Origin of the sequence: Streptomyces natalensis ATCC 27448 (assembly GCF_000935125.1) — a bacterium.
GTDB classification, from domain to species: domain Bacteria; phylum Actinomycetota; class Actinomycetes; order Streptomycetales; family Streptomycetaceae; genus Streptomyces; species Streptomyces natalensis.
Window position 1 is genome coordinate 238,770 of the sequence record NZ_JRKI01000018.1, and the last position, 25,532, is coordinate 264,301.

General features: G+C 69.2%; 29 protein-coding genes and 1 pseudogene. 18 read left to right on the top strand and 12 right to left on the bottom strand.

The annotated features are described in order from the left end of the window. Positions 1-96: 96 nt before the first annotated feature. The 9 genes from SNA_RS38280 to SNA_RS43795 all read left to right on the top strand — a co-directional run bounded on the left by SNA_RS38280 (position 97) and on the right by SNA_RS43795 (position 4,859). On the top strand, positions 97-378 hold the full coding sequence (locus SNA_RS38280) for a Ku family protein (protein WP_157879902.1): 282 nt from the start codon (positions 97-99) through the stop codon (positions 376-378). Between the two features lie 70 nt (positions 379-448). Next, on the top strand, positions 449-766 hold the full coding sequence (locus tag SNA_RS13555) for a hypothetical protein (RefSeq protein ID WP_030071826.1): 318 nt from the start codon (positions 449-451) through the stop codon (positions 764-766). A 5-nt stretch (positions 767-771) separates the two neighbouring features. Further along, on the top strand, positions 772-966 hold the full coding sequence (locus tag SNA_RS13560; protein ID WP_030071828.1) for a hypothetical protein: 195 nt from the start codon (positions 772-774) through the stop codon (positions 964-966). 99 nt (positions 967-1,065) lie between these two features. Further along, on the top strand, positions 1,066-1,248 hold the full coding sequence (locus tag SNA_RS13565) for a hypothetical protein (RefSeq protein WP_078969896.1): 183 nt from the start codon (positions 1,066-1,068) through the stop codon (positions 1,246-1,248). A 1,350-nt stretch (positions 1,249-2,598) separates the two neighbouring features. After that, positions 2,599-2,856, top strand: a complete 258-nt coding sequence (locus SNA_RS13570; RefSeq protein WP_044365152.1) for a hypothetical protein — start codon at positions 2,599-2,601, stop codon at positions 2,854-2,856. Positions 2,857-2,861: 5 nt separating this feature from the next. Continuing rightward, entirely contained in the window at positions 2,862-3,230 is a 369-nt protein-coding gene (locus SNA_RS13575) for a PIN domain-containing protein (RefSeq protein ID WP_030071833.1), read from the top strand. Between the two features lie 192 nt (positions 3,231-3,422). Further along, positions 3,423-3,878, top strand: a complete 456-nt coding sequence (locus SNA_RS13580; RefSeq protein WP_030071835.1) for a hypothetical protein — start codon at positions 3,423-3,425, stop codon at positions 3,876-3,878. A gap of 103 nt (positions 3,879-3,981) precedes the next feature. After that, entirely contained in the window at positions 3,982-4,113 is a 132-nt protein-coding gene (locus SNA_RS44705) for a hypothetical protein (protein WP_275042000.1), read from the top strand. Positions 4,114-4,481: 368 nt separating this feature from the next. After that, a complete protein-coding gene (locus tag SNA_RS43795; RefSeq protein ID WP_030071837.1) occupies positions 4,482-4,859 on the top strand; it encodes a hypothetical protein in 378 nt (125 codons plus the stop codon). A gap of 315 nt (positions 4,860-5,174) precedes the next feature. On the opposite strand, the gene SNA_RS13590 is transcribed toward SNA_RS43795, so the two are convergent. Beyond that, on the bottom strand, positions 5,175-6,581 hold the full coding sequence (locus tag SNA_RS13590) for a polyprenyl synthetase family protein (protein ID WP_157879903.1): 1,407 nt from the start codon (positions 6,579-6,581) through the stop codon (positions 5,175-5,177). 5 nt (positions 6,582-6,586) lie between these two features. After that, positions 6,587-6,874, bottom strand: coding sequence for a hypothetical protein (locus SNA_RS13595; RefSeq protein ID WP_044365155.1), 288 nt, complete (start codon positions 6,872-6,874; stop codon positions 6,587-6,589). A gap of 441 nt (positions 6,875-7,315) precedes the next feature. On the opposite strand from SNA_RS13595, the gene SNA_RS13600 reads away from it, so the two are divergent. Both SNA_RS13600 and SNA_RS13605 read left to right on the top strand, forming a co-directional pair. Then, entirely contained in the window at positions 7,316-7,756 is a 441-nt protein-coding gene (locus tag SNA_RS13600; RefSeq protein ID WP_037694117.1) for a VOC family protein, read from the top strand. Positions 7,757-7,874: 118 nt separating this feature from the next. Further along, a complete protein-coding gene (locus tag SNA_RS13605) occupies positions 7,875-8,981 on the top strand; it encodes an MFS transporter (protein ID WP_198535034.1) in 1,107 nt (368 codons plus the stop codon). Here the strand turns inward: SNA_RS13605 and SNA_RS42225 are convergent. Next, complete coding sequence (locus tag SNA_RS42225; protein WP_157879904.1) at positions 8,978-9,679, bottom strand: hypothetical protein; 702 nt, start codon at positions 9,677-9,679, stop codon at positions 8,978-8,980. The genes SNA_RS13605 and SNA_RS42225 overlap by 4 nt on opposite strands. 25 nt (positions 9,680-9,704) lie before the next feature. Between SNA_RS42225 and SNA_RS45170 the strand changes: the two genes are divergently transcribed. Next, positions 9,705-10,232: a WapI family immunity protein gene (locus SNA_RS45170; protein ID WP_420823476.1), complete on the top strand. Its 528-nt coding sequence runs from the start codon at positions 9,705-9,707 to the stop codon at positions 10,230-10,232. 655 nt (positions 10,233-10,887) lie between these two features. On the opposite strand, the gene SNA_RS39490 is transcribed toward SNA_RS45170, so the two are convergent. Next, positions 10,888-10,998, bottom strand: coding sequence for a 3-hydroxyacyl-CoA dehydrogenase family protein (locus tag SNA_RS39490; protein ID WP_241779631.1), 111 nt, complete (start codon positions 10,996-10,998; stop codon positions 10,888-10,890). Next, positions 10,995-11,168, bottom strand: coding sequence for a helix-turn-helix domain-containing protein (locus tag SNA_RS13625; RefSeq protein ID WP_198535032.1), 174 nt, complete (start codon positions 11,166-11,168; stop codon positions 10,995-10,997). The genes SNA_RS39490 and SNA_RS13625 overlap by 4 nt, the downstream gene beginning before the upstream one ends. A 388-nt stretch (positions 11,169-11,556) precedes the next feature. On the opposite strand from SNA_RS13625, the pseudogene SNA_RS43805 reads away from it, so the two are divergent. The 6 genes and pseudogenes from SNA_RS43805 to SNA_RS13650 all read left to right on the top strand — a co-directional run. After that, positions 11,557-11,703: pseudogene (locus tag SNA_RS43805) on the top strand (peptidase C39 family protein); the annotation flags it as partial. A gap of 199 nt (positions 11,704-11,902) precedes the next feature. Then, on the top strand, positions 11,903-14,242 hold the full coding sequence (locus tag SNA_RS13630; RefSeq protein WP_044365166.1) for a hypothetical protein: 2,340 nt from the start codon (positions 11,903-11,905) through the stop codon (positions 14,240-14,242). Next, positions 14,239-14,805 carry a hypothetical protein gene (locus SNA_RS13635; protein WP_030067657.1) on the top strand — a complete coding sequence of 189 codons (567 nt, stop codon included), beginning with the start codon at positions 14,239-14,241 and terminating at the stop codon, positions 14,803-14,805. Before SNA_RS13630 ends, SNA_RS13635 begins: the two co-directional genes overlap by 4 nt. Positions 14,806-14,890: 85 nt before the next feature. Next, on the top strand, positions 14,891-15,874 hold the full coding sequence (locus SNA_RS13640) for an urea transporter (protein ID WP_241779632.1): 984 nt from the start codon (positions 14,891-14,893) through the stop codon (positions 15,872-15,874). A 273-nt stretch (positions 15,875-16,147) separates the two neighbouring features. Beyond that, a complete protein-coding gene (locus SNA_RS13645) occupies positions 16,148-16,612 on the top strand; it encodes a carboxymuconolactone decarboxylase family protein (protein WP_044365168.1) in 465 nt (154 codons plus the stop codon). Positions 16,613-16,713: 101 nt separating this feature from the next. Next, positions 16,714-17,925 carry an alpha-hydroxy acid oxidase gene (locus tag SNA_RS13650; protein ID WP_030067660.1) on the top strand — a complete coding sequence of 404 codons (1,212 nt, stop codon included), beginning with the start codon at positions 16,714-16,716 and terminating at the stop codon, positions 17,923-17,925. A gap of 93 nt (positions 17,926-18,018) precedes the next feature. Here SNA_RS13650 and SNA_RS13655 read toward each other — a convergent pair whose 3' ends face one another. The 7 genes from SNA_RS13655 to SNA_RS13685 form a co-directional block, all read right to left on the bottom strand. Continuing rightward, the gene (locus SNA_RS13655; protein WP_030067661.1) at positions 18,019-18,789 is read right to left on the bottom strand and encodes a sulfite exporter TauE/SafE family protein; all 771 of its coding nucleotides are present in this window, start codon (positions 18,787-18,789) and stop codon (positions 18,019-18,021) included. Between the two features lie 6 nt (positions 18,790-18,795). Continuing rightward, positions 18,796-19,839 carry an NAD(P)/FAD-dependent oxidoreductase gene (locus SNA_RS13660; RefSeq protein WP_044365171.1) on the bottom strand — a complete coding sequence of 348 codons (1,044 nt, stop codon included), beginning with the start codon at positions 19,837-19,839 and terminating at the stop codon, positions 18,796-18,798. Positions 19,840-19,841: 2 nt separating this feature from the next. Continuing rightward, entirely contained in the window at positions 19,842-21,260 is a 1,419-nt protein-coding gene (locus SNA_RS13665) for a lysine N(6)-hydroxylase/L-ornithine N(5)-oxygenase family protein (RefSeq protein WP_044365227.1), read from the bottom strand. 126 nt (positions 21,261-21,386) lie between these two features. Beyond that, entirely contained in the window at positions 21,387-22,376 is a 990-nt protein-coding gene (locus tag SNA_RS13670) for a TauD/TfdA family dioxygenase (RefSeq protein ID WP_030067664.1), read from the bottom strand. A gap of 2 nt (positions 22,377-22,378) precedes the next feature. Beyond that, on the bottom strand, positions 22,379-22,711 hold the full coding sequence (locus SNA_RS13675; protein WP_030067665.1) for an avidin-fold protein: 333 nt from the start codon (positions 22,709-22,711) through the stop codon (positions 22,379-22,381). Next, the gene (locus tag SNA_RS13680) at positions 22,680-23,900 is read right to left on the bottom strand and encodes an NAD(P)/FAD-dependent oxidoreductase (RefSeq protein WP_241779633.1); all 1,221 of its coding nucleotides are present in this window, start codon (positions 23,898-23,900) and stop codon (positions 22,680-22,682) included. Before SNA_RS13680 ends, SNA_RS13675 begins: the two co-directional genes overlap by 32 nt. Positions 23,901-23,905: 5 nt before the next feature. Beyond that, complete coding sequence (locus SNA_RS13685; protein WP_044365173.1) at positions 23,906-25,531, bottom strand: class I tRNA ligase family protein; 1,626 nt, start codon at positions 25,529-25,531, stop codon at positions 23,906-23,908. Between the last annotated feature and the right edge of the window lies 1 nt (position 25,532).

Sequence of the window (25,532 nt, forward strand, 5' to 3'; positions counted from 1 at the left end):
CAGCCCGCCCGCACGACTCTGACCAGCTGCGAGCGCGGGGCCGTGCTCGCAGCAGGGACTGAAGCACTCATGAGAGTGCGAAACGGTGGAGAAGAAGTGCGAGACCCCCGAAAAGAGCTGCCAGAACTTCCGGAGGCGAATGCCGCCCCCGAAGGCAAGGCCCTCGATATGGCCGTCCAACTGGTGGAGGCCCTGAGCGCCGACTGGGATCCATCAGAGCACCACGATCAGTACCAGGAGCGAGTGCGTGAACTCCTGGCGGGCGGGACGGCGCCCAAGGCCGCACCGGCTCCGGCCGCCATCGATGCCCAAGACCTCATGTCCGTCCTTGAGGCAAGCGTCGAGAAAGCCAGGGAGACTCGAACGGAGCGCCCCTGAGGCGAGGGGATTCTGCTGGGCCGAATGGGGGAGCATGGGCCTCGGCTGGCGCGATAGTGTGGAGCGCCTGATGACCGCTGATTTTGATCTGGCAGGAGCGCCCAGCGCGGCCGAGGACCCCATCGCACAGAGCGAGATCGCCGCTCTCACCCGTCGCTTCGAGCAGGGGCATGAGACGACGGAACGCGAGTTCGGGATCGTCAAATCAGATCTCACCGCGGTGAGGCTCCAGGTAGGCAACCTCGATCAGAAGGTGAGCAATCTGGACGAGAAGGTGGACCAGCTCGCTGAAGACGTGCGTGGCCTGAACGAGGAGATCGACCGCAACCAGGCCCAGATCGTCCAGCTGCTGAGCGCCTTGGTCGGCAAGGACCCGAACGCGAGCTGATCAACGTGTCGCCGACGGCTATCGACCATCACTTCGCCGCCGTTTTCGAGGGCCAAGCGGCGCTCCGTCGCGAGGTCCGGGACGGTTTCGCCAAGGTCAATGCCCGTTTTGATGCCCTTGAAGAGACGATGGGCCGCAATCAGGCGCAGATCGTCGAGCTGCTCAGTGCCCTGGTGGGTAAGAGCCCCGACCAGAACTGACGCCCCACTCGCCTCGCCACTAGGCGGGCCGCACCGTTGCTACGCAGCGCCTGAGCTCGGTGAGTGACCTGATGGGTGGAGGGTGTCAAGATCGTGGATATGGCGAACGAGATGGCGATGCACGTCGAGCGGCTGCGGGACCTGGAGGCGGACATCGATGCCCTCGCCGACGCCGTCGGCGCGCCGAGGGAGCGGTCGATCACCCAGCGTCTGGACACGATCGAACGTGTCCTGTTTGCCCTCGCCCGCGCGCAGGGCATCGACCCCGACAGCGTCTCCTGACCCAGCTGGCTGGCCGGGACCCCAACGCCGGCCGGACTGTCACGATTGAATGGCTGTGGCCCCGAACACGTCAGGTGGACAGTGTTGGCGAATCCGGGGGGCTCACTCAGCAGTGGTGGCTCCGGCATCCACGAGCGGGGTCGGCCACCGTTTGGAACACCCGTACAACTACTGCCCGAAGGGGTGAAACAGCTACGCGGCCTCTACCGCAACGGTGAGGTGCTGCTGTGCACTTGCTTTGGCTCCACCGGAGGCCACTGACCTGGCCTTGAGTCTCGTGGGGGACCCTGGTGGCTGACCACTCCGCCATACACATGAGGGGGAGACATGCGGCGAGTAACCAGACGACTCGGGCTACGCTCGGCGGTAACGGCATCCCTGAGTGCTGTCGCTTTGCTGCTCGGCCAAGGACTGGCGTTCGGCGACACTGCGGGATGGTCGTTTCGAACCAGCAACGTACCTGTCGTGCCAGGCGCCCCGTTCGCTTACACACCCCAGTGGCTCTGCCAGCAAGGCACGTGCACCTACGACGCAAACGGCGTCTTCCGTGTCGGGAGCCTTAACGGCACTTCGTTCAACCACATCACGCAGCCGCGGCTGGTCAAGAGGAACTCCGGCACCCAGGTGGGCACTTGCACCTTCACCGACCAAACCCAAGTCCTCTGCTCTCCGACCGGCAGCGGTACGGTCAGCTCCGGTGACGCGCTGACCCTGGACGTACCCATCGTCGGCGTCGCACCCAGAACGACCTGCACGCCGGCTGCATACGCCGACTGGTACTCGACAGCCGGAGCACCACCGGACCCAGGCCAGGAAGAGCCAGGGCAGGTTCAGTACGTCGTCACGCTCGGTCTTTGCGACCCCCTTTTTCCGTAGCCTGTTGAGGGCATGGAAGCCGATGTCGCGGCGGCCACCTGCCCAGCCTGCACCTCGTTGACGCCAGGTATGCAACGGCCCGCGAGGCCGTTGCGGCCCGTGAAGCCCACGGCGTCGACCTTCTCGGGAGCGGCACTCCGGCCCGGTTAGCCCAGAGACGGATTCGCCGCGTCCACGTCAGGTGTTCGGGGCCACAGCCGAATGCGTGCAGGTCAGAGGGTTGGGCGCGGCACGGTCGCCGTATCTCCTCTGCCGCTACTGGATGCCACGCAGGTGGTCCTGGCGGGCGGTGACCAAGGCGCGTCACCGCTGCCGGACGGTGTGTGCATCGTCCAACCACTGTGTGGCGCTCTCGGCGGGCTCGGGCAGGTTGCCCATGGCGGTGGCGATGTCGACGTAGTGGACAGCATCGACAGGCGAGTGGCGGGTACGGGTACGTACCCGTACCCTATGGGGATGGGAAGGAGCACGATGATGTCCGATGCCAATATCCGCCTCCCCGAGGAAGCCAAGGAACGGCTCGCCGCCATCGCTGCTGCCGAGGGCCTGTCGCTGCGCGCCTACCTGGCCCGCCTGGCTGAGACTCTGCTTACACCGGCTGAGCGCGCTGAGCGCGCGGAGAAGGCGCGGATGGTGCTGGAGAAGTGGAACGGGTACGCCCCGACCTCGGCCGAGCAGCAGGACCTGGACACTGAGCTGGACCGGCGCCTGGCCGAGGTGACCGGCCGGTGAGTGAAATGCACATCGTGCTGGACGAGACGGCGATGACCGCAGCCGGCCAGGGAAATGTGCTCGCCTCCCGTCTCATCCACCGCGCCCATTCCGAAGCCGACTGGTTCCTCTACGCGCCCTCGTGCGCACTGGTGGAAGCAGACCGGGCCCGGCCGGGTACGGCCGAGCACCTGGCGGCACTGCAGGGCATCACCGTCTTGGACCTGGACCTGCCCGCCGCGCTGGCGGTCGCCCAGCACGAGACGTGGGCCGCAGCTCACAGCCAGTTTGCTGCGCAGCCGACTCCCGAGCGGCCCGATGGGGCGATCGTCGCGACCACCGCTCCCAAGCGGTGGGAGGGCGAGCCAGTCCGTGTACTGGACCTCACCCCCTGATCAGACTGCATGCGATCTGCTGTGGCCCCGTCATCCGACGGGGCCACAGCGCGTCCTGGGTAGCGCGGCGCGTGGTGACCGCGGTACGGGGAAGTCGTCTTGCGGATCATGCCGTCAGAAATGTTGATGAGAACCGGCAGCACCCGGAGAGCTCGACTCGGGCGTGTCAGCACGGACGGACATAATTCGCCTGTGGACCTGAGACCGGAGTTGCTGCCCCCGCCCGTGAACCGGCAGCGGCTGGACGAGTTGTGCGCCGAGGTGGAGCGGATCGCTGACCTGCTGGAAGCCGCCCCCGAGGTGGCGGGCGAGGCGATCGCGGCGTTCAACGCGATGACCGGTCACGACTACCTGGCGCTCGACTTCGCTGAATACCACGGAAGCAGGAGCCTGGAGGAGTTCGCGAGGGAGGCGGCCAGGCCAGCTCGCCCAGTGGTTGCGGACATCACCCGGGACGAGCTCGTGGAGATCGTTCGCAGACTCCTGATAGCCGCTCCGGAGAGCGGCTACTATCTGCGGCTCCTAGAAGCGAACGTGTCGCATCCTCGGGTGAGTAACCTGGTCCTCCACCCCTCGGACCACCTTCAGGGCGCGTCTGCGGAGCAGATTGTCGACGAGGCCCTCACGTACCGACCGGTCGCGCTCTGAGCTACGGGGGAGGTCAGCGGGCCACGGCCCGCCTTGGACCTGGTCTCCCAGGCCGAGCAGGGCAGCATCGAGCAGGAGTAGCTGGGACCGGGCCATCGACAGAGTGAAGTCGACCCGCACCCTCAAGGCCGTCCGCTCCCTGTGCTCCGGCCTCCGCCCCTGGCGGGCGCGTGGGGTGCGGGTCGCGGCCGATCTCGACGAGCGCGCCCGCGTTTTCGTCGACCGCCACCGCTGACCGGTCGGCGTGTAGGCGACACTGGAGCCGCCCGGCGGCCGTCCATGCGTCCGGCCGATGCTGCTGCCGCCGGGCACCGATCGCGGTCTGATGCGATGTCAGTGGCTCGCGCCACACTGGGCTCCTCGCCAATGAAGCAGGGGGCCGATGGCGTTCCGGGCCGTGCACGCGCAGTGGGGGACCGTCTTCGCACACTTACCCGATCTCGGCTGCGGCCGTGCGTGGGACCAGGTGCGGAAGGTGAGGCCGCCCGCGCCGCTGACCTGCGACGAGTGCCGACACCCGATGCACGCGAAGCGCTCCCCGGGCGGCCTGCAGTTCTTCGCTCATGCCCCGGGGGCCCGGAATGCGCGCTCGCCGGGGAGACCTTGGCGCACCACCTGCTGAAGCTGGAGCTGACAGCCGCGGTCCGGGACGCCGGCGCGCACGCGGAGCTGGAGGTCCGTGGCCCGGAGGGCGTATGGCGGGCCGATGTGCTGGCGAGCGATGCGGCCGGAGCCTGGAAGATGGCCCTTGAGGCACCGCTCTTACCCATAACGCTGGACGACATCGCCGCCCGCACGGAGGTCCTGCACGGTGACCCGGCCGCCGTGCCGTCCCCGCGGCCGCCGATGGGACAAGACGCCCTCCCGCTCCCCGACACGACCGACAGCACTCCCGATCCCCGGCAGCAGTGCCGCCAGATCGATACTGGTGAGCTCGCCTATTCATGTGTCGCGTATTCCCCTGAGACGCTGGGCGCGTGACTACTCTGCGCTACGGTCTGGTGTGGGCGTGTTGCGTCAGACTCTCGATTCCCTGACGCCGCTTCAGTTAATCGATCAGCTTGGTGAAACCACTTCATTCCGTGCAGGAGGGAACACCACGCGTGATGAAAGAAGAGCAGAGCACGCCCGGCCAGAGGCTCACTCCACCCTCGCACCATCGCCGCCGCGGACTCGACGACGCGCCCCTGCTCCCAGGCGGTGAGCACACACTCGTGGCCTTCAGTCTCCTCCAAAGCCCTAACTACGCGGCAACAAGGACCACCTGTGAAACGGATGGTCCTTGTTGCGCAGGGTTCAGCTGCGGGCAGGGGCAACTTGGTCCTCGCCGGCGTGGGCCAGTTGTGCGATGAGATCGCCGAAGCGTTCCTGTTTCAGCAGGCCGCCGGTCTCGCCTGCACGCTCTGCGTCCCGGTCGATAGCCAGCCAGTAGAGCAGGAACGCCGCAATGTCTCCTGGAGCGCTGCACTCGTGCAGTGCCGCCTGCCGCAACTGCACGAGCCGGTCCAAGAGCGCCTCCAGGTAGTCCAGCGTCAGTTCGGGAATGCCGTTCCGGGCGTACATGCGTCGCACCAGCTCGATGTCCGCGGCGGTGTCCACACCAGCGTGATTCTGGAGCGTGTCGAGGATGTCCGCCGCCGTCTCGGCTGCGATGGGCCCCAGCCCTCCCGTCGCTTTGTGCGCGGCAAGGCATAGCTGGATTGTTGGTTCGCCGTTGCGGATGTCGTCGTCCGTGACGGCGTCGACGATGTCGTCCACCACACAGGCGGCGGTCGTGGCACCGGCGATGTAGTCAAGGAAGGCGCCCCCGTCGGGAATCCCGGATCCGTAGCAGGCCAGCAGGCGGGCCATGCTGATGGCCCAGTGGAGCCAGTCCGTCGCACGGTTGAACACCACGGGTTGGTGCGCCTCCAGCGTGATGTCGGCCACCGGCACCGGGGAGCGCGCAACCCCCCCGACCGTTGCTTGGGCGCGCCGCAGGTCCAGCAGCGTGTGATACCCCCAGTAGTGCGCGTCGTGGGCGATCTGCCGCACCGTGCGGTCGTGCATTTCCCGCTTGAACGGGTGATGGTCCGGCACCACCGCCGAGAGCACATTGAGCGCCTGGGTCGCCAGGATGAAATTGTCGTTCGCGAACGAGCGAGGATGTTGCAGATGCCAGGTCGGCTGGCCGTTGCGCACCCGTGCCCCGTCCATCCAGTCGTCCATGACGATGGTGATCGTGGTGATCCAGTCCACTGCCGTACCCACCGCGTACACCAGACGCATGTGAGCCGGGCTCTGATACTCCTGTGGCGTGATCCGCCGGTAGAAGTGGATCACCAGGGCAGTCGCGTAGTGGCACTGCCATGCTGTTGACCACAAGTTCCGTACCGCATACTCCGCCCCCGCCTGTGTGTGCTTCCAGTCGAACGCGGAGTCGTTGTAGCCATACTGCGGAATCGCGGCCAGCTCGTCATGGACTTCCCGGTACGGGCCGTCGATTTCCCGTCGCAGTGCCGCCAGATCCATTTCCCCGTACAGGCGGAAGCGCTGCGCCTCCACGTTTTCCAGTGGTAGCGGTATCCGGCGGATGTCCGAACCGTCCGGCAATTCCAGAAAAGCATCCGCGAACTCGCGAGTCCGTCGGTTCCTCGGGTCATAACAGCTCAGAAGCCGGGGCCCATCGAGACCGAACAGTGCGCGCAGATCCTGTCGAGACACAGGCTTCACTCTCCTCTGGACGTATCACCGGGTGTGTCATCCCGCCAGACACTTGTCGGCGGGTGGTTGTGTGCGGCAGCGAGGGCGCCTAGAACCTCATTGGCGAGGGCCAGCACCGCCGCGTACGCCTGGGCCCGGGGCTCGCGGCGCTGGTTCAGGTGCTCCAGGCACAGCTGCCACTGCGCCTGCTGCTCTGCCTTACGCCCCGTGATGTAGTCGGAGCCGGCCGCGCCGAGAGCTCCCACCGCCACGCCGATGACGCCGCCGAGGAGGCCAGCCAGTCCTGCGTCCACAGACAGGAGTCTGAACGACCGCAGTGGGCTCTGTCTGGAGTTTCGTCGTCCCGGCCCTGTTCTCGTATAGCTACGCCGAAGCAACAAGCCGCGGTGTCGGCGGCGGCGGGTCGCCGCACTCCTGCGCCAGGACCTCGGCCACCGATCTCCGGACGTGGGGTCGACTGGTGAGCTCGCGTATTCAACGGCCCTCGGAACAACGGAACAGCGATTAACGGAACGGTGGTTCCGCCTCAGTGTCCGACACGCGTCGAACGACGGGCGGCGGGAAGAAGCCCCCAGCGGTGGCGCCTGGCCCGCGGGTCTGCTGTAGCGATGCTGAGGCGCGATCCAGATATATCGGAGTTCGGCGGTCTGCGGATGTCGAGAACGTGCCACCGGCTCCGTCCCGGGGACATCAGCGGCCACCGCCGGCCGCACGAGGAAGAAGGAGAAGCCAGCATGGCGATTCAGCGGATGGACAACGTCGGCATCGTCGTCGAGGACATGGATGCCGCCATCGCGTTCTTCGTGGAACTCGGTATGGAGCTGGAGGGCAGGGCGGAGGTCGAGGGCCTCTTCGCCGACCAGTGCACCGGACTCGACGGCGTCCGCTGTGACATCGCGATGGTCCGGACCCCGGACGGTCACAGCCGGCTCGAGCTGGCGAAGTACCGCAGCCCCGCGGTGATCAGCGCCGGGCCGCGCAACCGGCCGCACAACATTCTGGGCACGCACCGCGTCATGTTCGCCGTCGACGACATCGAGGACACCGTTGCCCGCCTGCGCCCTCACGGCGCCGAACTCGTCGGCGAGATCGCCCGGTTCGAGGACAGCTATCTGCTCTGCTACCTCCGCGGCCCGGAGGGCATCATCGTCGGACTGGCCGAGCAACTGCGCTGAGAAGGGTGCCTCCATGGACGGTGGCACGGAGCAGGCCCAAAGGGCGAGGTCAGGACGAGACCGTAGGGTCACGTCGCGACCGGCTCCATGGCACAGGTTGGCGGTGCTCGTAGCGCTGATGCTGGCTGCATTCACCTTCAACACTGCGGAGAATCTGCCGGTCGGCCTTCTGGAGCTCATCTCCGAAAGCCTGCGGGTGTCCGTATCGGCGGTCGGTCTCTTGGTCACCGGTTATGGCGTGACGGTGGCCGTTGCGTCTTTGCCGCTCGCCCACGTCATGCGGGCGGTGCCCCGACGTCATGTGCTCACGGGGCTACTGGCCGCGCTGGTGGTGTCCAGTCTCGTTGCGGCGCTGGCCACCTCTTACTGGCTGCTCCTTGTGGCGCGGCTGCTGACCGCGCTCGCCCAGGCGCTGTTCTGGGCTGTGATGGGGCCGGTCGCGGTGGGTCTGTTCGTGCCTGCGGTCCGCGGACGTGTAGTTGGGGCGCTGTCGGTTGCCGGTTCGCTCGCCCTCGTGCTCGGTGTTCCCGCCGGGACCTGGCTGGGCCAGCAGAGCAACTGGGAGGTGCCCGTCGCCATGCTGGCGGCTCTGGGGCTCATCTCCCTCGTGACGATCGCCGTTCTGCTGCCGACCTCGCGCCCGGAAGAAGAGCCCGCCGCCTACGGAACCAGTCCTGACGCCCGCCGGTTCGGGATCGTGTTGGCGGCAGGAACGCTATCCGCCGCTGGGGCGTTCGCGGGGTATACCTACATCGTGAAGTTCCTGGGCGACGTGAGCGGGTTCTCCCCGAGCGCGGTCAGCGCCCTGTTCGTGGTTTTCGGTGTTGCGTGTGTGGCAGGGGTGAGCATCACTGGGGCGGTGCTGGACCGCTTTCCGCAGTCCGCGCTGACCACTGCCGTGGCCACGCAGGCGGTGGGCATGCTCGGCCTGTACGCGGCCGGCACCCATCCGGTGGCGGCGGTGGTGTTCCTGGCGTTGATGGGCGGTGCACTCGGGCCGGTGTTTATGACCACCCAGAACGCGATGCTGCATTGCGCGCCGGGCCGCACTGATATCGCGCTCGCGGCGAACTCCGGCGCTTATAACGCCGGCATCGCAGTGGGTGCCGCGCTCGGGGGACTGGTCCTGCCGCTCGCCGAGGTGCGTGGCACCTTCCTCGCCGGCGGGCTGCTGACCGTCGGGTCCTGCGCGGTCGGGCGGCTCCTGCCTGGGCAGGATCGTTAGAGCATGTCCTTGGCTCGGGCGGCAAGGTACTCGGCCCAGTCGCGTCTGGCGTAGGCGACCCAGCGGAGCGCGGTGTGGCGGTGCATCCCGGTCACGTCGGCGAGGATCGGGCTGGGGAGATCAGCAGCGAGGGCAGCCAGCGCCCCGTTGCGCGCTGTGCGAACCAGGATGCCGTGCCGATTGAGTTTCAGGGTCATGCCGTGCGTCGAGAACGACTTGCCCGGGACCGTGCCCAGGAAGAGCCACCGAGGGCCTGGGTAGGCTCGTGAGAGCTGCGGCCGCAGTTGGAGCTGTTCGGCAAGTTGCCGAAGGAGCTCGGCGAGCCGTGGTGGCAGCAGGACGGGGTGGCGGCCCAGGACCAGGTGGGCGTGCTTGTCACCGAACTTGAGGTGTTCAGGCGTCAGGTGGCAAAGACCTTCGGTGGACAGGCCGAACAACAGGGTGATCGCGCCGCCGGCCCGGACGTCCGTCGGCAGGGCATCGCCGGTCAGGCAGCGTTGGTGGAGCCGCCAGCGATCGTCGTCCTCGAGCAGGTCCTGGGGATCCTGGCTCGGGCTGGAGGGGACGGTCAGTTCGCGGGTGAGCCGGCCCGGCTGACGCTGATCCAGGGCGCTCAAAGCGAAAGCCTCACGACCGGAGCCAGTGCCGAGGCCGACGCCCTGCTGTGGCCCGACCTCGCGCTCGCCGACCAACTCCACGAGTGCCGGACGCTCTAAGCTTGAGATGTATCGTTCGGCGGGGCCTAAGGGGCCGTGGCATCCTTCGGCAGTGCTACTTACTGATCGTGCAGGCGGTATTGGCCTGCGGCCGCTTGGTTACCAGTTTCCGGTAGCCAGTGGAGACCGTTGGGACGATAACTGGCTCGTCATTGGGGCCGAAGTCACCACTCCCGCGGGCAGCTGGTCCTTCACAGATCCGTGTCTGCTGATTGACGAAGCGTGTGAGGTGTCCGCATGGCTGCGTGCTGTCGCGACCGGGAGGATGCCAGACGCCAAGCCGGACCCGGAGGGGCACCTCGCCCCGGACCTTTCCTTCGTCGAACCAGTCCTCGCCTTCAGCCAGGTCCGGTGGCATGACGGCACGGGAGCGCTGCGGATCCACCTCTCGCTCGAGGCCGCGCCTCCCTGGCAGCAGCACGATGAGGACCTGGACCTCTACCAGTACGTGATCGAGATCGAGACGGTCCGAACCGAGCTGATTCGGGCAGCAGAGGAATGGGACCAGCGCCTTGCACAGTTTCCGCCGCGCTGAGGCTGCGGCTCATCCTGTGCGCCGAGGTTTCGTTCCCGTCTTGTGGTGGGCCAGCCGGCTGTAGGCTTCGCCGGTCGCAAGGACGCGGCCCACATCGTGGCGGGTGGCCGAGCGGCGGTTCCTTGAACCAGGCGGTCGACCGGATCCCGGAGTGCGCCGCGGCCTCTGGGCGCAAGAACCGGCGGAGAGCCTCGCCGACCCGCATGTTCTGTCAGCTGCCGCTACTGACTGCAGCCCTCCACCATGGGTGATCTTGAGCTCGTAGCCCGTAGATCTTGGGTTCGAATCCCGTCGCCCGCACCACCGATGCTGGGCTCCAAAACGCTGGTCGGGCCACTCCGAACCAAGGACTTCCCAGGGATTTTTTCAGGGACTTTCAGCTCTGTCCCAGGGACTTTCCAGGGACTTTTCGCTGAGTAAGCGGGAAAGGCCCTGACGGCTCTGAAAGACGCAAAGTCCCAGGTCAGGGCCAGGTTCTCTACCAGTCGACGACGCTCACCAGGCGATGTCCCCGTGCACACCACGTTGACCGGGCGAAGTTGCGTGGATGGGGGCAGCGGGGCGGCGAGGGCCAATTGACGGCAGCGCCGCCGCGGGCGCTGTTCCGGGTGAATTCGCCCTGGAACAGCGCCACTTGGTGGTGTCGCCAGATGCGCTAGTACAGGTAGAACCCCGACCCCGACTTCCGCCCCAGCCGCCCCGCGTCCACCATCCGCGCCAGCAGCGGGGGAGCGGCGTACAGGGGCTCCTTGTACTCCTCGTTCATGCAGCCTCTTGCTCGCGGCAGTTGTCCTCCAGCCAGGTCTTGATCTCGCTGGGCCAGAACCGCAGTTGTTGCCCCACGCGAAAACTGGGGATGGCCTGCTTCTCGTGGTTGTCGTATACCCATGAGACGGGCTTCCCGAGAAAGCTGGCCAGGGCCGGCACTGTCCACATGGATTGGTCCATAACCGTTCACTTCCGGAGGTCGGGAGTGCGACACGATAGGGACGAATCACGGCCGCACCAAACGCGCCGATGCAGCGCTGATTGACCTTCATTGGTTCGTCGAACATAGCCTGCGCGCGGAGGTGGCGTTGGGGATGAGGTGACGCACAGTGAAGAGCGGACAAGCTGCGGCTCTAGGTTGTCCGTGCTTCCGCCCGCCACCGCCGGAAACCAGCACCGTGCCAGCGCAACGCCCCCGACTACACCGGAACGGACGCCAGCGGAGGTCAGCACGAACTCAGCACGGCCCGGCTTGGGCTCGTTCGGAGTAAACGAGCCCAAGCCGTTGACCTGCATGTTTGCCACCACATCCTGCGTCTGCTAGGGCCCCGCATGTCAGTTCGAGAGCATCTGGCTGCGGACGAAGCGGTATGACGACAAGGGGAAGGTCAAGAGTGGCAGCGGGGGCGTGTGCTACCTCTACTGGCCGACCGAGCCGACGCCGCGCCAGCGTCGGGTGCTCGGGGGGCTGGGCATCTGCTGAGTGGGGCGGTTCCTGTACATGACAGGGCCTGGGTGTAGTGACCCACAGGCTGTGATGAGCTGCGGTGTCGGCTCACTCTGGCAGATGTCACCGGGTGCGCGGGGGAGGTACATCTGCTGATGATGTCGGCATGGGGCTTCAATCACGTACCAGACGCGAGTCAGTGGGTGTAAGCCGGAATGCCGCGAAACCCGAGGCGGTGGAGAAAGCCGACCCGTCGTCGGGTGAGCCCACCTATGCGGCCGGGACGGAAACGGTGGTGGCCCCCTTCGGCCGTGCGGCTAAGGCCGGCACGGTCTTCATCAGCGGTATGCACAGTGACACCAATCCGTCGCCGGGTCTGAGCGTGGCCCGCTCCCTGCGGCTCGCCTGGCCCGGGCTGCGGATCGTCGGACTGGACTATTCGCCGGAGAGCTCGGGGCTGCACTCGGACGTCCTGGATGATCTGGTGTGCCTGCCGACGTGGCGACGGGCGCATCTGGAGACCTGGGTCGAGCAGATGTGCCGCCTTCTGGAGCCCGACGATGCGCTGCTGATCCCCTGCCTGGACCTGGAGGTCCGGCTGCTCGCGACGGAGCTGGGCTTCCACGACAAGATCCTGGGCCCTTCGAAGGCAGCGCTGGACATGGTGCGCAAGCCTCCCGTCGAAGCCGCCGAACGGCTCGGCGTCCGTGTGGCGGAGGCCGAGACCGACACCAGCTGGCATGCCATCGACCGGTTCGTCCGCCGGTCCCCGCATGGCGTCTGGGTGAAGGGTGAGGTCTACGACGCGTACCGGGCCTACACCGCCGGGGAGGTGCTGGCGCTGGGCAGCGTCGTCGAGCACACCTGGGGCGGTGGATGGCACCTGGAACGGCATGTGGCCGGCCAGGAGTGCAGCATTGCGTTCGCCGCCCTGAACGGCCGGCTCCTCGACGCGGTTTTCGTGACGAAGGCCCTGGTCACGGTCGCCGGCAAGACATGGGCCGGTGAAGTCGCCGAGCTGGACGACAGCCTGCGGGACGGCCTGGCGGATCTGGTCGCCGACGCCCGGTGGACCGGCGGCGGCGAGCTGGAACTCATCCGGAGCTGGCATGGCGAGCTCACGCTCATGGAGCTCAACCCGCGCTTCCCCGCCTGGATCCACGGTGCGTCGGTGTGCGGGATCAACCTGCCCGCCGCGCTGGTCGCGGGGCGGGCCGCCGGCCGTGACCGGCTCCTCGCACCGGGCTTCACCCGTGTGGTCGAGGAGATCCCGGTCAACCCCGCCTTGGGCATCACCCCGTTCGGCTGGGTCGCCGGCGGGTTGCCCCGTCCGGCGGACAAGCATCCTTCGGGAATGAGCTGCCTGGGTCAGCGGCACCTGGTCCCGGCCGAACGCGCCGCGGTGCCCGAGGAGTCGGTCCCGACCCCTACCGCGACCACCGCACAGACGGGTGGATTCGAGGAACTGCTGGCACCTCCCGGGCCCGAGGCCACTCCCAGCAGGCATCTCCTCCTGCCGCTGTTCGCCGAACAGTTCCAGGCCCTGAAGGAGCAGGTCGAAGGGCTCGGCAACGTGCTGCTCGCGCACAGCGTGAAGACGTGTCCCCAGCCGGCGGTGCTGCGTGAGGCCGCACGGCTCGGCATGGTCGCCGAGGCGATCAGCCTGGCCGAGCTCGCAGCGGCCGACCGGTTCGGCCTGGCGGCCGAACGGGGCATCCTCAACGGGCCGGCGAAATGGTGGCCCGCCACCGACCACGTACGCTGCTGGGCCTTCTTCGCCGACTCCGTGGCCGAACTGCGCAGCCTGCACGCGCGGCTGGACAACGGGTTCCAGCTGGAGGCCGAGGTGGTGGGGATCCGCGCCGCCCCCGTCCACGTCGCCAGCCGCTTCGGTATTCCCCTGCACGAGCCCGAGGTCATGGCCGAGGCGGCCGGGCTGCTCAGCTCGCTGGCCCGGCGGCTCGGGGCCACCTGGGGGCTGCACTTCCACTTCGCCCAGAGCGTCCTGGGCGCGTCGCGCTGGCAGCGTGAATGCGCGGCGGCGCTGGGTGCCGCCGATCCGCTGGCGGACCAGATGGGCGGGCCCCCGGCCGTACTGGACGTCGGCGGCGGATGGCATATCGACGACATGCCCTATGTGCGCGCGTCGCTGGGGTACGTCCTGGAGCACGGCCCCGCGGCCGCACGCGAAGCGGATCCGCTGCTGGTGCTGGAGCCGGGCAAGATCCTCACGCAGCCGACGGTCGCCGTCGTGACCCAGGTCGTGGTGCGCCGGGAGTCCCGCAAGAACTGCGACATCGTCGTCGACGCGGCCGAGGGCGATATGCCCGAGGCGCCGTACCACCCGCATCCGGTGGCGCGGTTCGACGGATCCCGCTGGGTGCCGCTGCCCCCCGGCCGGGACCGGATCCTGGGGCGGTCCTGTATGGAGCACGACGTGCTCGGCGTCCGCCTCGACCTGTCCGACGTCCAGGAGGGCGACCACCTCGCGTTCGGCATGTGCGGCGCGTACGACACCTCGATGGCCTACGACTTCGGGCGCGGTACCGCGCCGCGGGAACTGGGGCACTCATGACCGGCCTGCTGGCAGAGCTGAAGCGGTTCGAACGGATCGACCTGTCCCGTGTGGCGTGCCATGGCGCGGCATGCTGCAAGGCGGTCAGGTACCGCGTGTTCGGCAGGCTCATGCAGTACGCCAACGTGGGAGCCGCGCTCGCCGCCGTCCCCGAGCTCATCCGATGGGGCCCCGTGCAGTGGCCGGCGCACTGGTGCGACCTGCCGGAAGGGGACGGGCTCACCGGCGACTGCGGGGTCCACGCCGACGTGGCGGCGGCGGTCCTCACGCGGGAGGCCGTACCCCACAGCCGCGGCCGCGCCGTACTGCGCCCGGCGCCGCTGGCTCCCGCGCACTGGCGGGCCAGCTGGAACGAGGCCGGGGCGGGCGACGCATGGATCGCGGCAAGGGTCGTGCACCACGAGGTGATCCGGGTCGGCGATCAGTGGTGGGACCCGAGCGAAGCCCGTTGGTTCTCCGGGGCCGGGGCGCATCTGTCGGGCGGCCGCGTCCTCGCCGTCCGCGAGGAGCACGGGTCGTGGCAACTCGACCCCGAAGCATCGGCGACGCAAGCCCTGCCGTGAGGCCGGATGCGGTCGAACGCCGCAGGGGGAACGCGCCGCACGCCGGGCGCACCAGCCGCACTCCCGGACCTCCTTGGAGACACCCATGACCACGCGGGACATAGCGAATACGGCCGCACCGGACACCGTCGAGACCCCCGCGCCCCCGGGCCCGGTCCGCCTCACGATGCAGCTGGTCCGTGGCTTCGGTCAGCTGAGCCTTCAGGCGAACGTATGGGCCGGGGTCCTCTTCCTGCTCGCGCTCTTCGTGGGCAGCTGGCAGACGGGGGTCTTCGCGCTGCTCGGCACCGCGGTCTCCACCGCGACCGCGTACGCCCTGGGCACCGACAAGCGCACCCTCGACCTCGGGCTGCAAGGCTTCGGCGGCTGTCTCACCGGCATCGCGTTCGTCCTCTTCCTCGGCCCCGCCCCCTCGACCTATGTGCTGACGGCAGGCAGTGCCGTGGTCTGCGTGCTGCTCTACTCGGCGCTGACCACCCTGCTGGCGCCCTGGCAACTCCCTGTGCTGACCACGCCGTTCTGCATCGTCTGCGGGGCGGTGATGAGCGCGGCCCCTGCCTTCACCCGGGTCTGGCACGGCGTGAGCCCGGCCGCGCTCCCCGTCTCGGCCCCCGTCGGCACCGCCTACACCTGGACCGACCTGTGGCACGGGTTCTTCACCAACATCTCCCAGGTCGCCCTCTCGGCCCACTGGTACGTCGGCATGATCATGCTGCTGGGGCTGTTCGTGGCCGGGTTCCGCCAGGGGCTGGCCGCCGTCCTGGGCAGCGCCGTCGCGGTACTCGTCGCCTGGGCCCTGGGTGCCCCGCCGGATGCGGTCGCCGTAGGCGTCTACGGCTACAACGCGGTCCTGGTGGCCATTGCCCTGGGCACCCTCTTCCTGGCCGGAACGGTGGGGCGGGCGCTCTACACCCTGCTGGGCGCGGCCACCACCACCGTGCTGACCGCCACCCTCAACGCATACTTCGCGCCCTTCGGCGGACGCACCCTCACCTGGCCCTTCATCCTCACCACCTGGCTGTTCCTGGCCGCGCTCCCCGCCATCCCGCGGATCCGGCGCGCTTTGTGAACCCGGTGCTTCGAGCCCGGCGCTCGCCACGCCGTGCTGCCTGACGGACAGCTGGATGGCCATTTTCTGATGGCTTCTTTTGGCCGAGGAGCGACTTGTCAGGGAGGGAGTGGGAACGGGCGGGGCCGGTATTCGGCCATCCGCGTTCCGAGAAAAGGGCTCGTCCGCGGACCGCTGACGAGGTGGCGCGTGTCATCGGTCCGCGGATTCGGACAGCGATATCCGGCTAGAACAGACTCCAAGAAGGTTGCCGCGTGCGGATAGCGTGGCTGCATGATCGAACGCATCAACCTCACGGACGCGTTCCCCGCGGCCTATCGGCAGATACGGGAATTACGGGACATGGTCGAGGCCGCGGCGGAATCCGCGGGGCTCGACCCGAAGCTGCTCGAATTGGTCAAGATCCGGGCGTCGCAGATCAACGGCTGCGCCTTCTGCCTCGATCTCCACATCAGGGATGCCCGCAGGATGGGCGAGGACGACCGCCGGCTGTCGCTGCTCGCGGCCTGGTGGGAAACCGGCCTCTACACCCCCCAGGAGCGTGCCGCCCTGGCGCTCACCGAGGCGGTCAGCAAGCTCTCGCAGGTCCAGGACGTACCGGACGAGGTGTACCGGGAGGCGACCGCCCACCTGACGAAGGAGCAGTACACCGCCGTCGTCTGGTCGATCAGCGTGATCAACGCCTTCAACCGGCTCGCGGTCCCCAGCCGTAAGCCGCTGCCCGCCCGCGCCACATAAGCAGGCACCGTCCCGCCGGACCGTCCCGCCGGACGCACGATGCCGCCCCGCCCATTTCCCTTGTCCCGTATCTCGTATCCCGTTTCCCGGAAAGAGGTTCCGTGACCAAGCGCCGCCTGCCCCGACCGAACGAGCTCGCACAAATCCTGCGGCCGAAGCCCGTTGTCCTCAGCCCCACCGACCGCCGGCTCGAATCCGCCCACACCATCGCCGATTTACGGTACATGGCCCGCCGTCGAAGCCCCCGCGCCGTGTTCGACTACACCGATGGTGCGGCCGAGGCCGAAATCAGTCTGCGCCGGGCCCGGCAGACCTTCCGCGATATCGAATTCCACCCCGGTGTGCTGCGGGGGACGGCCGAGGTGGACACCGGCGTCCAGATCCTCGGCAAGCGTTCCGCCCTTCCTTTCGCCTTCGCGCCGACCGGGTTCACCCGCATGATGAACCACGAGGGCGAGCCGGCCGTTGTCAGGGTCGCCCAGCGGGCCGGTATTCCGTACGCCCTGTCCACCATGGGCACGACCTCGATCGAAGAGGTCGCCGCGGTCGCGCCGACCGCCCGCAAGTGGTTTCAGCTCTATGTGTGGCGGGACCGCGGCGCCGGCCGTGAGCTGATCGAGCGTGCCCACCAGGCCGGTTACGACACCCTCATGCTGACCGTGGACACCCCGGTGGGCGGTGCGCGGCTGCGCGATATGCGCAACGGGCTGACGATTCCGCCGGCGCTCACCCTGAGGACGTTCCTCGACGGTGCGCGGCATCCGGCGTGGTGGTTCAACCTGCTGACCACCGAGCCGCTGACCTTCGCCTCGCTGAGCTCGTACCAGGGCACGGTCGCCGAGCTGATCGACGAGATGTTCGATCCGACCCTGAACCTGGACGATCTGGACTGGGTGCGCGAGTCCTGGCCCGGCAAGCTCGTCGTCAAGGGCATCCAGAGCGCCGAGGACGCCCGCGACATGGTCAAGCACGGCGTCGACGCGGTCATTCTCTCCAACCACGGTGGGCGCCAGCTGGACCGGGCGCCCACCCCGCTGCGGCTGCTGCCCGCCGCGGTGGACGCGGTACAGGGCGAGGCGGAGGTCTGGCTGGACACCGGCATCCTCTCCGGTGCGGACATCGTGGCCGCGCTGGCGCACGGCGCCACGGCGTGTCTGGTCGGCAGGGCCTATCTGTACGGGCTGATGGCGGGTGGGGAACGCGGCGTCCAGCGCGCGACGGACATCCTGCGCACCGAGATCGTGCGGACGATGCGGTTGCTCGGCGTGAACAGCATCGCCGATCTGCGCCCCGAGCACGTCACCGTGCGCTGACGGCGTGAAGAGCTGACGAGGCGGTGGGCGCGGACCGAACCCTCGGTCCGCGCCCACCGGCCGGCGCTCAGGGACAGCCGTCCGGCAGCCGCGTCAGGTCACGAACAGGGCCGTCGAGACGGAGAGACCCGCGGCCACCACCATCCAGCGCAGCACCTCTTCGTTGAGCCGCCGGGCCAGGCGGGCTCCGGCATAGCCGCCGATCAGCGCGGTCGGGGCGGCGACCGCCACCGCCGTCCAGTCGACCGGACCCCATACGGCGAAGATCAGCAGACTGATGGTCGAGTCGACCAGTGACAGCGCCGCCTTGAGCGCGTTGAGCCGGCGCAGGCCGTCGGAGGTGGCGAGCGCCAGCGCCACCAGCATGATCACGCCCATCGCCCCGCCGAAGTAGCCCCCGTACAGACCGGCGCCGACCATCACCAGTGCCAGCACCGCCAGTTGGCGGCGCCCGTCGGCCGGGACCGCCGCCCGCCCGGCCGGCCGGACCAGCTTCTTGACCTGTTTCTGCCCGGCCAGCAGCAGACTGGCGAAGAGGACGAGCACGGGCACCACCAGATCGAAGGTGGCGCTCGTGGTGACCAGCAGCAGAAGGGAACCGGCGACGGTGCCGATGCCGGTGGCCACGGACAGCAGCACCAGCCGGCGCCGTGACTGCGCCTTGAGGTCGTCGGCGAACCCGCAGACCTGCCCGACCCAACCCGGCCAGTTGGCAACGGAGTTCGTCACGTTCGCCGTCAAGGTCGGCAGTCCGACGCCGAGCAGCGCGGGGAACAGCAACAACGAGCCGCCGCCGGCGATCGAATTCACCGCACCCGACAGCAGTCCGGCGCCGGCCACGGCAAGCAGAGCCACTGAATCCATGAAGCCTCAATCCTGGCAGAGAAGGTCCGCCGCCTCGCCGGCGATCGCCGGCGCCAGCCGATAGCCGAAGCCGCTCCCGGCACCGGCGTACACGACGCGCTCCGCGCCTGCCACCCCGGTGATCAACGGTTCCCCCTGAGGGCCGTAAGCATCGCAGAACACGCGCGCCGACCCGACCCTTCCGGCCAGCCGCGGCGCGCAGGCGCGCAGACTCTCCGCTGCCTCCACCAGGTCGCTCGGGGCCAGTCCGCGGCCGACGGTGTCCGGATCGACGTCCCATTGCGGGCAGACATAGCTGTAGAGCCAGTGGCCTTCCGCGTGCAGCGGCAGCAGAAAGGCGTCATGGTCCTGGAAGACAACCGCCCCGTCGTCCGGCGCGGTCGGCTCGTCGAGGTGCAGCGCGACGATCTTCTTCACCCGCACGTCGAGTTCCCGGGTCAGCGCGGCCCACGCCGGGTGGCCGGTCCAGGGGCCGGGCGCCAGGACCAGCCGGTCGGCGGTCAGGGTCTCGCCGGTGCCCAGGCGGAGCGTGACACCGGTGGGGGAGGGGTCGACCGCGACGACCTCGACGCCCTCGCGGAAGGCGACCCGCGGCCGGAGTTGGGCCGCGAGCGCCCGGGTCAGGCCGTGCACATCGGCGTAATGGCCACCGCTGATCCGCCAGGCCGCGCACCGCTCGGGGAGGTCCGTGACCCGGCAGGGCAGGGTGTCCGTACGCAGCGGAGCGGCGGCGGGGACATAGCGCTCCAGGATCGTCCGCTCGTGCGCAGCGTCCGCCACTACCGCCATGGGCAGTGCGCGGATCGGCAGTGCGGGCCGGGCCCGTTGGAGCCCGGCATAGTACTCGTGGCTGTACTCCGTCATCCGTCTGAAGCGTTCGGTTGCGCCGCGGGGGATGTGCGTACCGGCGGACCGGCGGCTCGCCCCGCATCCCGTCTGGTCGCGTTCCAGTACGACGATGGACGCTTCCGGGCGCCGTGCGGCCATCTCACGGGCGATCAGGCAGCCGATGATCCCGGCACCGACGATGGCGACATGGACCCGTGCCACGCTCACACTCCCTCGGTCAGCTGATCATCGGTCAGTTCGTGCAGTGCGTCGCGGAGTTCGTCGGCCGGGCCGGTGAATTCCCCGGCGAAGCTTTCGACGGCCGGGTCCGCAGTGGGGGGCCAGGTGACGAACGAGGCGTACGGGTCGTCCGTCTTCACGCCGAGCATCCGGTCCGCGATCCGCCGGCTGCGCCAGGCGACCAGGCTCAGATTCGGATCCGCGAGCCCGCGCTGCCGCCGCGCTCCGTTCTGGACGAAGAGGTGGTGCCGGGGCGGGCCGTCCCAGCGGACCGCGAAGTCCTGGTCGATCGCCAACTCGCCGTCCTCCCACGCCAACCGGTCCGTGAGCGGGGCCAGCATGTCCAGGGGCGCGGGGCGGAAGCCGGTCGCCCAGACGATCACATCCGCGGCGATCCGCTCGGCCGGGCCCGAGCGGTCGGCGGGTACGAGGGTGAGGTCCCAGCCCGCGCCGCCCGCGCTGCGGGCGACCTGGGTGACGGCCCGCCCGGGATACAGGCCGGTCAGCTCCTGGTTGCCGTCGATGAAGCGGTGCGCGTAGCAGCGCTGGTAGACGGCCCGCAGGGTGTCGGCCGAAATACCGTCGCTGGTCAGCACCTGGTCCGTCAGGAACGCCTCCCGGGACTTGCGGTCCAGCGCGAAGAAGTGGTCCGAGAAGCCCGGCATGTAGTAGTCGTTGGTGAAGGGCGTGTCGTCGATCGGGAAGAAGTTCGCCCGGCGGGATATCCAGGAGACCTGCCGCGGACGCTCGCCGTCCGGCCGCGAGATCACGTCCAGGAACGCCTCCGCCCCGGACTGGCCACCGCCGACCACGGCGACCCGCAGCCCCGCCAGGCCTTTCGCCCGCCGCATGAAGTCACTGACGTGGAACTGGGTTTCGCCCAGCAGGGGGCGGGCCAGCGGGGGCACCCACGGGCGGTTCCCGATGCCGAGCACCACATGGTCGGCGGTGAGGGTGCGCCGGCTGGTCCGTACGACGAAGACCCCGTCGAAGCCGACGGAGAGCACCTTTTCCCCGAAGGTCACGTTCTCGTTCTTCTTGCTCGCCCACACCAGGTAGTTGCGGAACTCCTGGCGCGGTACGGCGTCGAACTGGGCGTTGATGTAGTGGTAGATCTTGCCCTGTTCATGGAGATAGGACAGGAAGGAGAACTTGTTCGTCGGGTCCGCGAGGGTGACCAGGTCCTTGAAGAGCGAGACCTGGAGCGAGGCGCCGGGGATCTGCTGCCCGTCGTGCCAGCCGAAGTCCTCGCTCTGCTCAAGGAAGAGGCTGCCGAGGTCCGGGTCGCCGTGCAGCAGCGAGGCCAGGCTCAGATTGGCCGGACCGACGCCGACTCCGACACAGCCGTAGTGCGGGCCGGCCGTGCCACGCTCCGGGGGGCGTGCGCAATGCAGTGATTCCATGCTGCTGATCTCCACTTACCGAGGCTGTTCCGGGCTGAGGGATGTCGTGGATGTCATGGACGGGAAGTCATGGACGGGGAGGTCGCACGTCCTTCGCGGGCCGGCCGTACCGATCCGCCGGATCCGCTACCTGATCAGCACATGGCCGTCCTCGGGGCGGTGTTCCCGGGAGCGCCGCAGATCGCACAGCACGAAGGTGCGCTGGAGCCAGCGGTCGCTTCCGTCGTAGCGCGGCCGGAAGGAGGTCCGGCCGTGCACCGTGACCCGGTTGTCCACGATCGCCAGTTCGCCCGGCCGCAGCCGGACGGTCTGCTGGACCGCTTCGAACGCCTCCTGGAGTGCGTCCATCGCCTGCGCCGCCCGCCGGGTCGTGGCCGTGGTCGCCGCGAAGTCCACCCGGACATCGGGATCGGCCGGGTCGCCGGAGAGGACCGGATGGACGACGCCCTCCTGCTGCGGCCCGAAGGACGGCGGCGGGTTCGTGACGAACTCCGGGCTCGCCAGCCGTTCCCGTACGGACGGGTCCAGCAGCCCGAGCGCCTGCCGTATGCAGGCCGTACGCAGTCCCGCCACGCCCTCGTGGTCGGTGCGCAGGCACAGCAGCATGACGAAGTCGGGCCGGTGCCGGTGGAAGGCGTTCTCGTTGTGGAACGTCAGCAGCACCGATCCGGTGTTGCCCTGGACCTCTTCGCTGCCCCGGACCGGTACGACGTTCTGGACCAGGGCGCCGAGCTTCTCCGCGCGGAAGGCGGCCGGGTCGCCCAGGGCGCAGGCGGTCATCAGCAGGACGGCCGCGGACACCGAGGGGTCGCGCTGGACCGAGTCGGGCACGGTCGGGGTCGGCGGCAGAGCGGCCTCGTCGCCCACGGGAAGCCCCCGTAACAACAGGGCACCCTGGGGGCCGGAGTGCCGACGGAACCGGGCGAGCGCGGCGCGCAGTTCCTCCGGGAGGGCATGGCATGCCTCACGGGTCGCGGCGGCCCAGGCCGGGTCGTCGACCGCCCCGGCCGGATGGTGCACCAGCCGCTCGGCGAGACCGGCCACGGTGTCCGAGGCCAGGCGGTCGAGGGCCATCCGGGAGGCGGCGGCGTGCGTTTCCAGTGCGACAGGCGTCATCGTCACTCCATTTCCTCGATGGCGGACACCCCGGAGCCGGGCCGCGGCTGATAGCGCTCCCACTCCTCGTGCAGCAGGATCCGGCCGTCGTCGAGTGTGCGGGGGGTGCTGACACAGCGGCCGATGGCGGTCTCCCCGTTGGCGAGGACCATCGTGTAGCCCATGCGGATGGTGCCGTCCGGGCCGCAGACGCCGACGAGCATGCAGCGCCGTACGTCGCCACCGCTGGCCTCGGCCCACACCAGGTCACCGTCCTGGTGGTAGGTGGCGACCGGGGCGGTGCCGTCCGCGCCCCGTTCGGTGTTACGGAACCTCTTGCCGTCGTAGTTGATCACCTGCTCCTCCTCCTTCTGTCGGGATTGCTGTTCCGGTCGGGCCCGCGCCGGCGCGGCGCGGGATGTCCAGGGTTCTCAGTCCGGTCGGGGGCGGCCGGAGGCCGTCGAAGCGCTGCGCCAGGGCCCGTGCGATGAGCGGGGCGAACTTGAACGCCCCGCCCCCGCAGGCCGCTTGGGCGAAGCACCTGCCGTCCGCGAGGTCGAGCAGCAGCCCGTCCCCGGAGTCGGTGTCGGTCAGGTAGTGGCAGTCGCGGGCCTCGGTGACCCACTCCGGCCGGAAAGCCGGTATCAGCCGGGAGAACCGCTCCCTCAGCAGCCCGGTGTACGCCGGATCCGCCGTACCGCCGTCGACGCCGGGCACCGTACGGCAGACCTCATGGGCCGAGAGCTTGAGCGGCGCACCGGCCACCGGGGGCACCAGCCAGGCACCGGTGTCGGTGCCCAGCGCCGGTACCGCGGGCATGGCGTCCCATGCCGCCCTCTCCTCCTCGGGGACGCGGCAGTAGAGCATGGTCTGCCGGTGCACCGTCACCCGGCCGTGCGGGTACGGAGCCAGCAGCGCGGGCGACCACGGCCCGGCCGCCACCAGCAGCCGGTCGGCCCGTAACACCTCGCCGTCCTGGAGCGTGACGGTACGGGCGGCCGGGTCCACCCCCGTAGCGGCCCGGCCGGTGCACAGCCGGACCCCGGGGTGATCGCGCAGCCGGGCGGCCACGGCCGTGAGCACCTGGTCGGCGAGGAGCACGCCCGCGCGCTCCTCCAGGATCCCGGCCCGCCCCTCGGGCAGGGCCAAGTGCGGGTATGCGGCGGCGAGTTGGTCGCCGTCCAGGATCCGTGCCGGGGCGCCGGCCGCGGCCAGCAGACGCCCGGCCTCCTCGGCCCGCCCGTCCGGCAGCACCGTGAGCGCGCCCACCGGGTGGTAGCAGCGGATGCCCAGGGAGGTCTCCAGCTCCCGCCAGGCGTCATGGGCCGCGAGGGCGGCCCGCGTCGCCCCCGCGTCGCCCGGATGCAGCGCCCGCAGTACGCGGTGCCGGTCGTAGGAGGACGCCGCCGGGTTGGGCAGCGGGCCCTGCTCGACCACGGTGACCCGGTGGCCGGCTCGCGCGCATTCCAGTGCGGTGAGCAGGCCGATGATGCCGCCGCCCACCACCAGCGTCCGCAGGGGCGCCGTTGCCCGCCGCCCGTCCACCCGGCTCATCCCTGCCGGCCGCCCGCACCGCCGAACGGCGGCACGCGGAACGGCCGTACGGAGGTCACCTCGAACGCCGCGGGGTCCAGCGTGCCGTCCCAGCCGCCCGTCTGCCGGGCCTGCTCCGCCGTGTCGATCAGGATGGGCGCGGCGCCCGCGAGCACCGCCCGCAGTTCGAGGAACAGATCGCCCAGGGCCTCGGCACGGTCCGCCGCGGGCCGGTCCGCGGCCCGCGCGGCGTCCTTGCCCAGCCGTTGCAGCTGGCTGACCACCAGGTCGGCCGCGCTCGACGGGCGGTATGCCGCGATCTCGTAGGCATCGACGAACCGTTCCGCCACCGCCCTGGCCCGCAGCCGGCCGCCCGCGGAGACCGGCAGCTCGGCACCGGCGGTGGCGGCCAGGGCGTTGAGCACATTGGCGAGCCGGTTCCAGGGCGCGGTCAGGGACCGTTCGGTGACCTTCGTCAGGGCGTCCCGGCTGAAGTTGGTGCGCTGGTGCTCCGGGCCGGTCAGGGTGAGGTGGAAGCGGATCGCGTCCCGGGAGAAGTCGGCGAGCAGCTCGTCCATGTAGACGACGTGCCCCCGGGTCGTGGAGACCTTCTCGTTCTCCAATTCGTAGAACTCGTTGGAGATGATCCGCTCGGGCAGGGCGTACCGGCCGTCGTGCGCCAGCAGCAGCGCCATATGGGTCAGGCCCCAGAAGTACACGATGTCGGAGCCGATGAAGTAGATGATCTCCGCTTCCCGCTCGGGCAGCCAGAGATCGGTGCCGACCCGCTCCGCACCCAGCTCCGCCGCGGCGTGGGCGGTGCAGAACATCGCCGCGGGAATGCCCTCCACCCAGGAGTTGAGCCGCTGCCCCTCGGTGCCGGGGAACGGCGACGGCAGTCCGTACGAGATGGGGTAGGTGACCGGGAAGTCCGGCAGCGGCCTGGCCAGGGCCTCCCGCAGGAAGGCGAGGGTGCGGGGCCGCAGCCCGTCGCCGTGGGTCTCGTAGTAGTCCGTCAGCTCCTTGCGGTACCGCTCCATCGGAAGGACCAGCACGGTGGCCTCCCGTAGGACGACCGGGTCCTCGGGGTGCAGAGTGGACCAGGGGGACAGCAGCTCGTCGAAGTTGTTCGGGTGCCCGCACATCTCGCAGACGCCGCCGCGGCTTTCCGTGACGCACACCGGGCAGTAGCCCGCGACCAGGCCCTCGACCAGGAAATCCCCGGTGCGCTCGTTGTACGGGAAGGACACGGTGCGCAGTTCGAGCTTGTCCGCGTCGTGCAGGTCGGTCAGGAACCGCAGGACGTTCGCCTTGTACGCCTCGTCGTAGGGGGCGTATCCGTCGACCGAGATACCGGCCAGGCGGAGCGTCCGGCCGATCTCCTCGTGCGAGACGGCCGCCAGCCGCTCCGGCGTCGTTCCGTGGCGGCGCGCGCTGGCCATCACATACGTCTGGCTGTCGTCGGTGCCGGTGGAGAAGACCACCGGGCGTCCGCGGGTCCGCAGGTACCTGGCGTGGACATCGGCTCCCATGAACGGCCCGGCCAGATGGCCGATGTGGAGATTGCCGTTGGGGGTCGGGGAGGTCTCGATGATGACGGCCGGGCGGGCGCGGCCGGGGGCGGGGGTGGTGCGCTCTGCCATG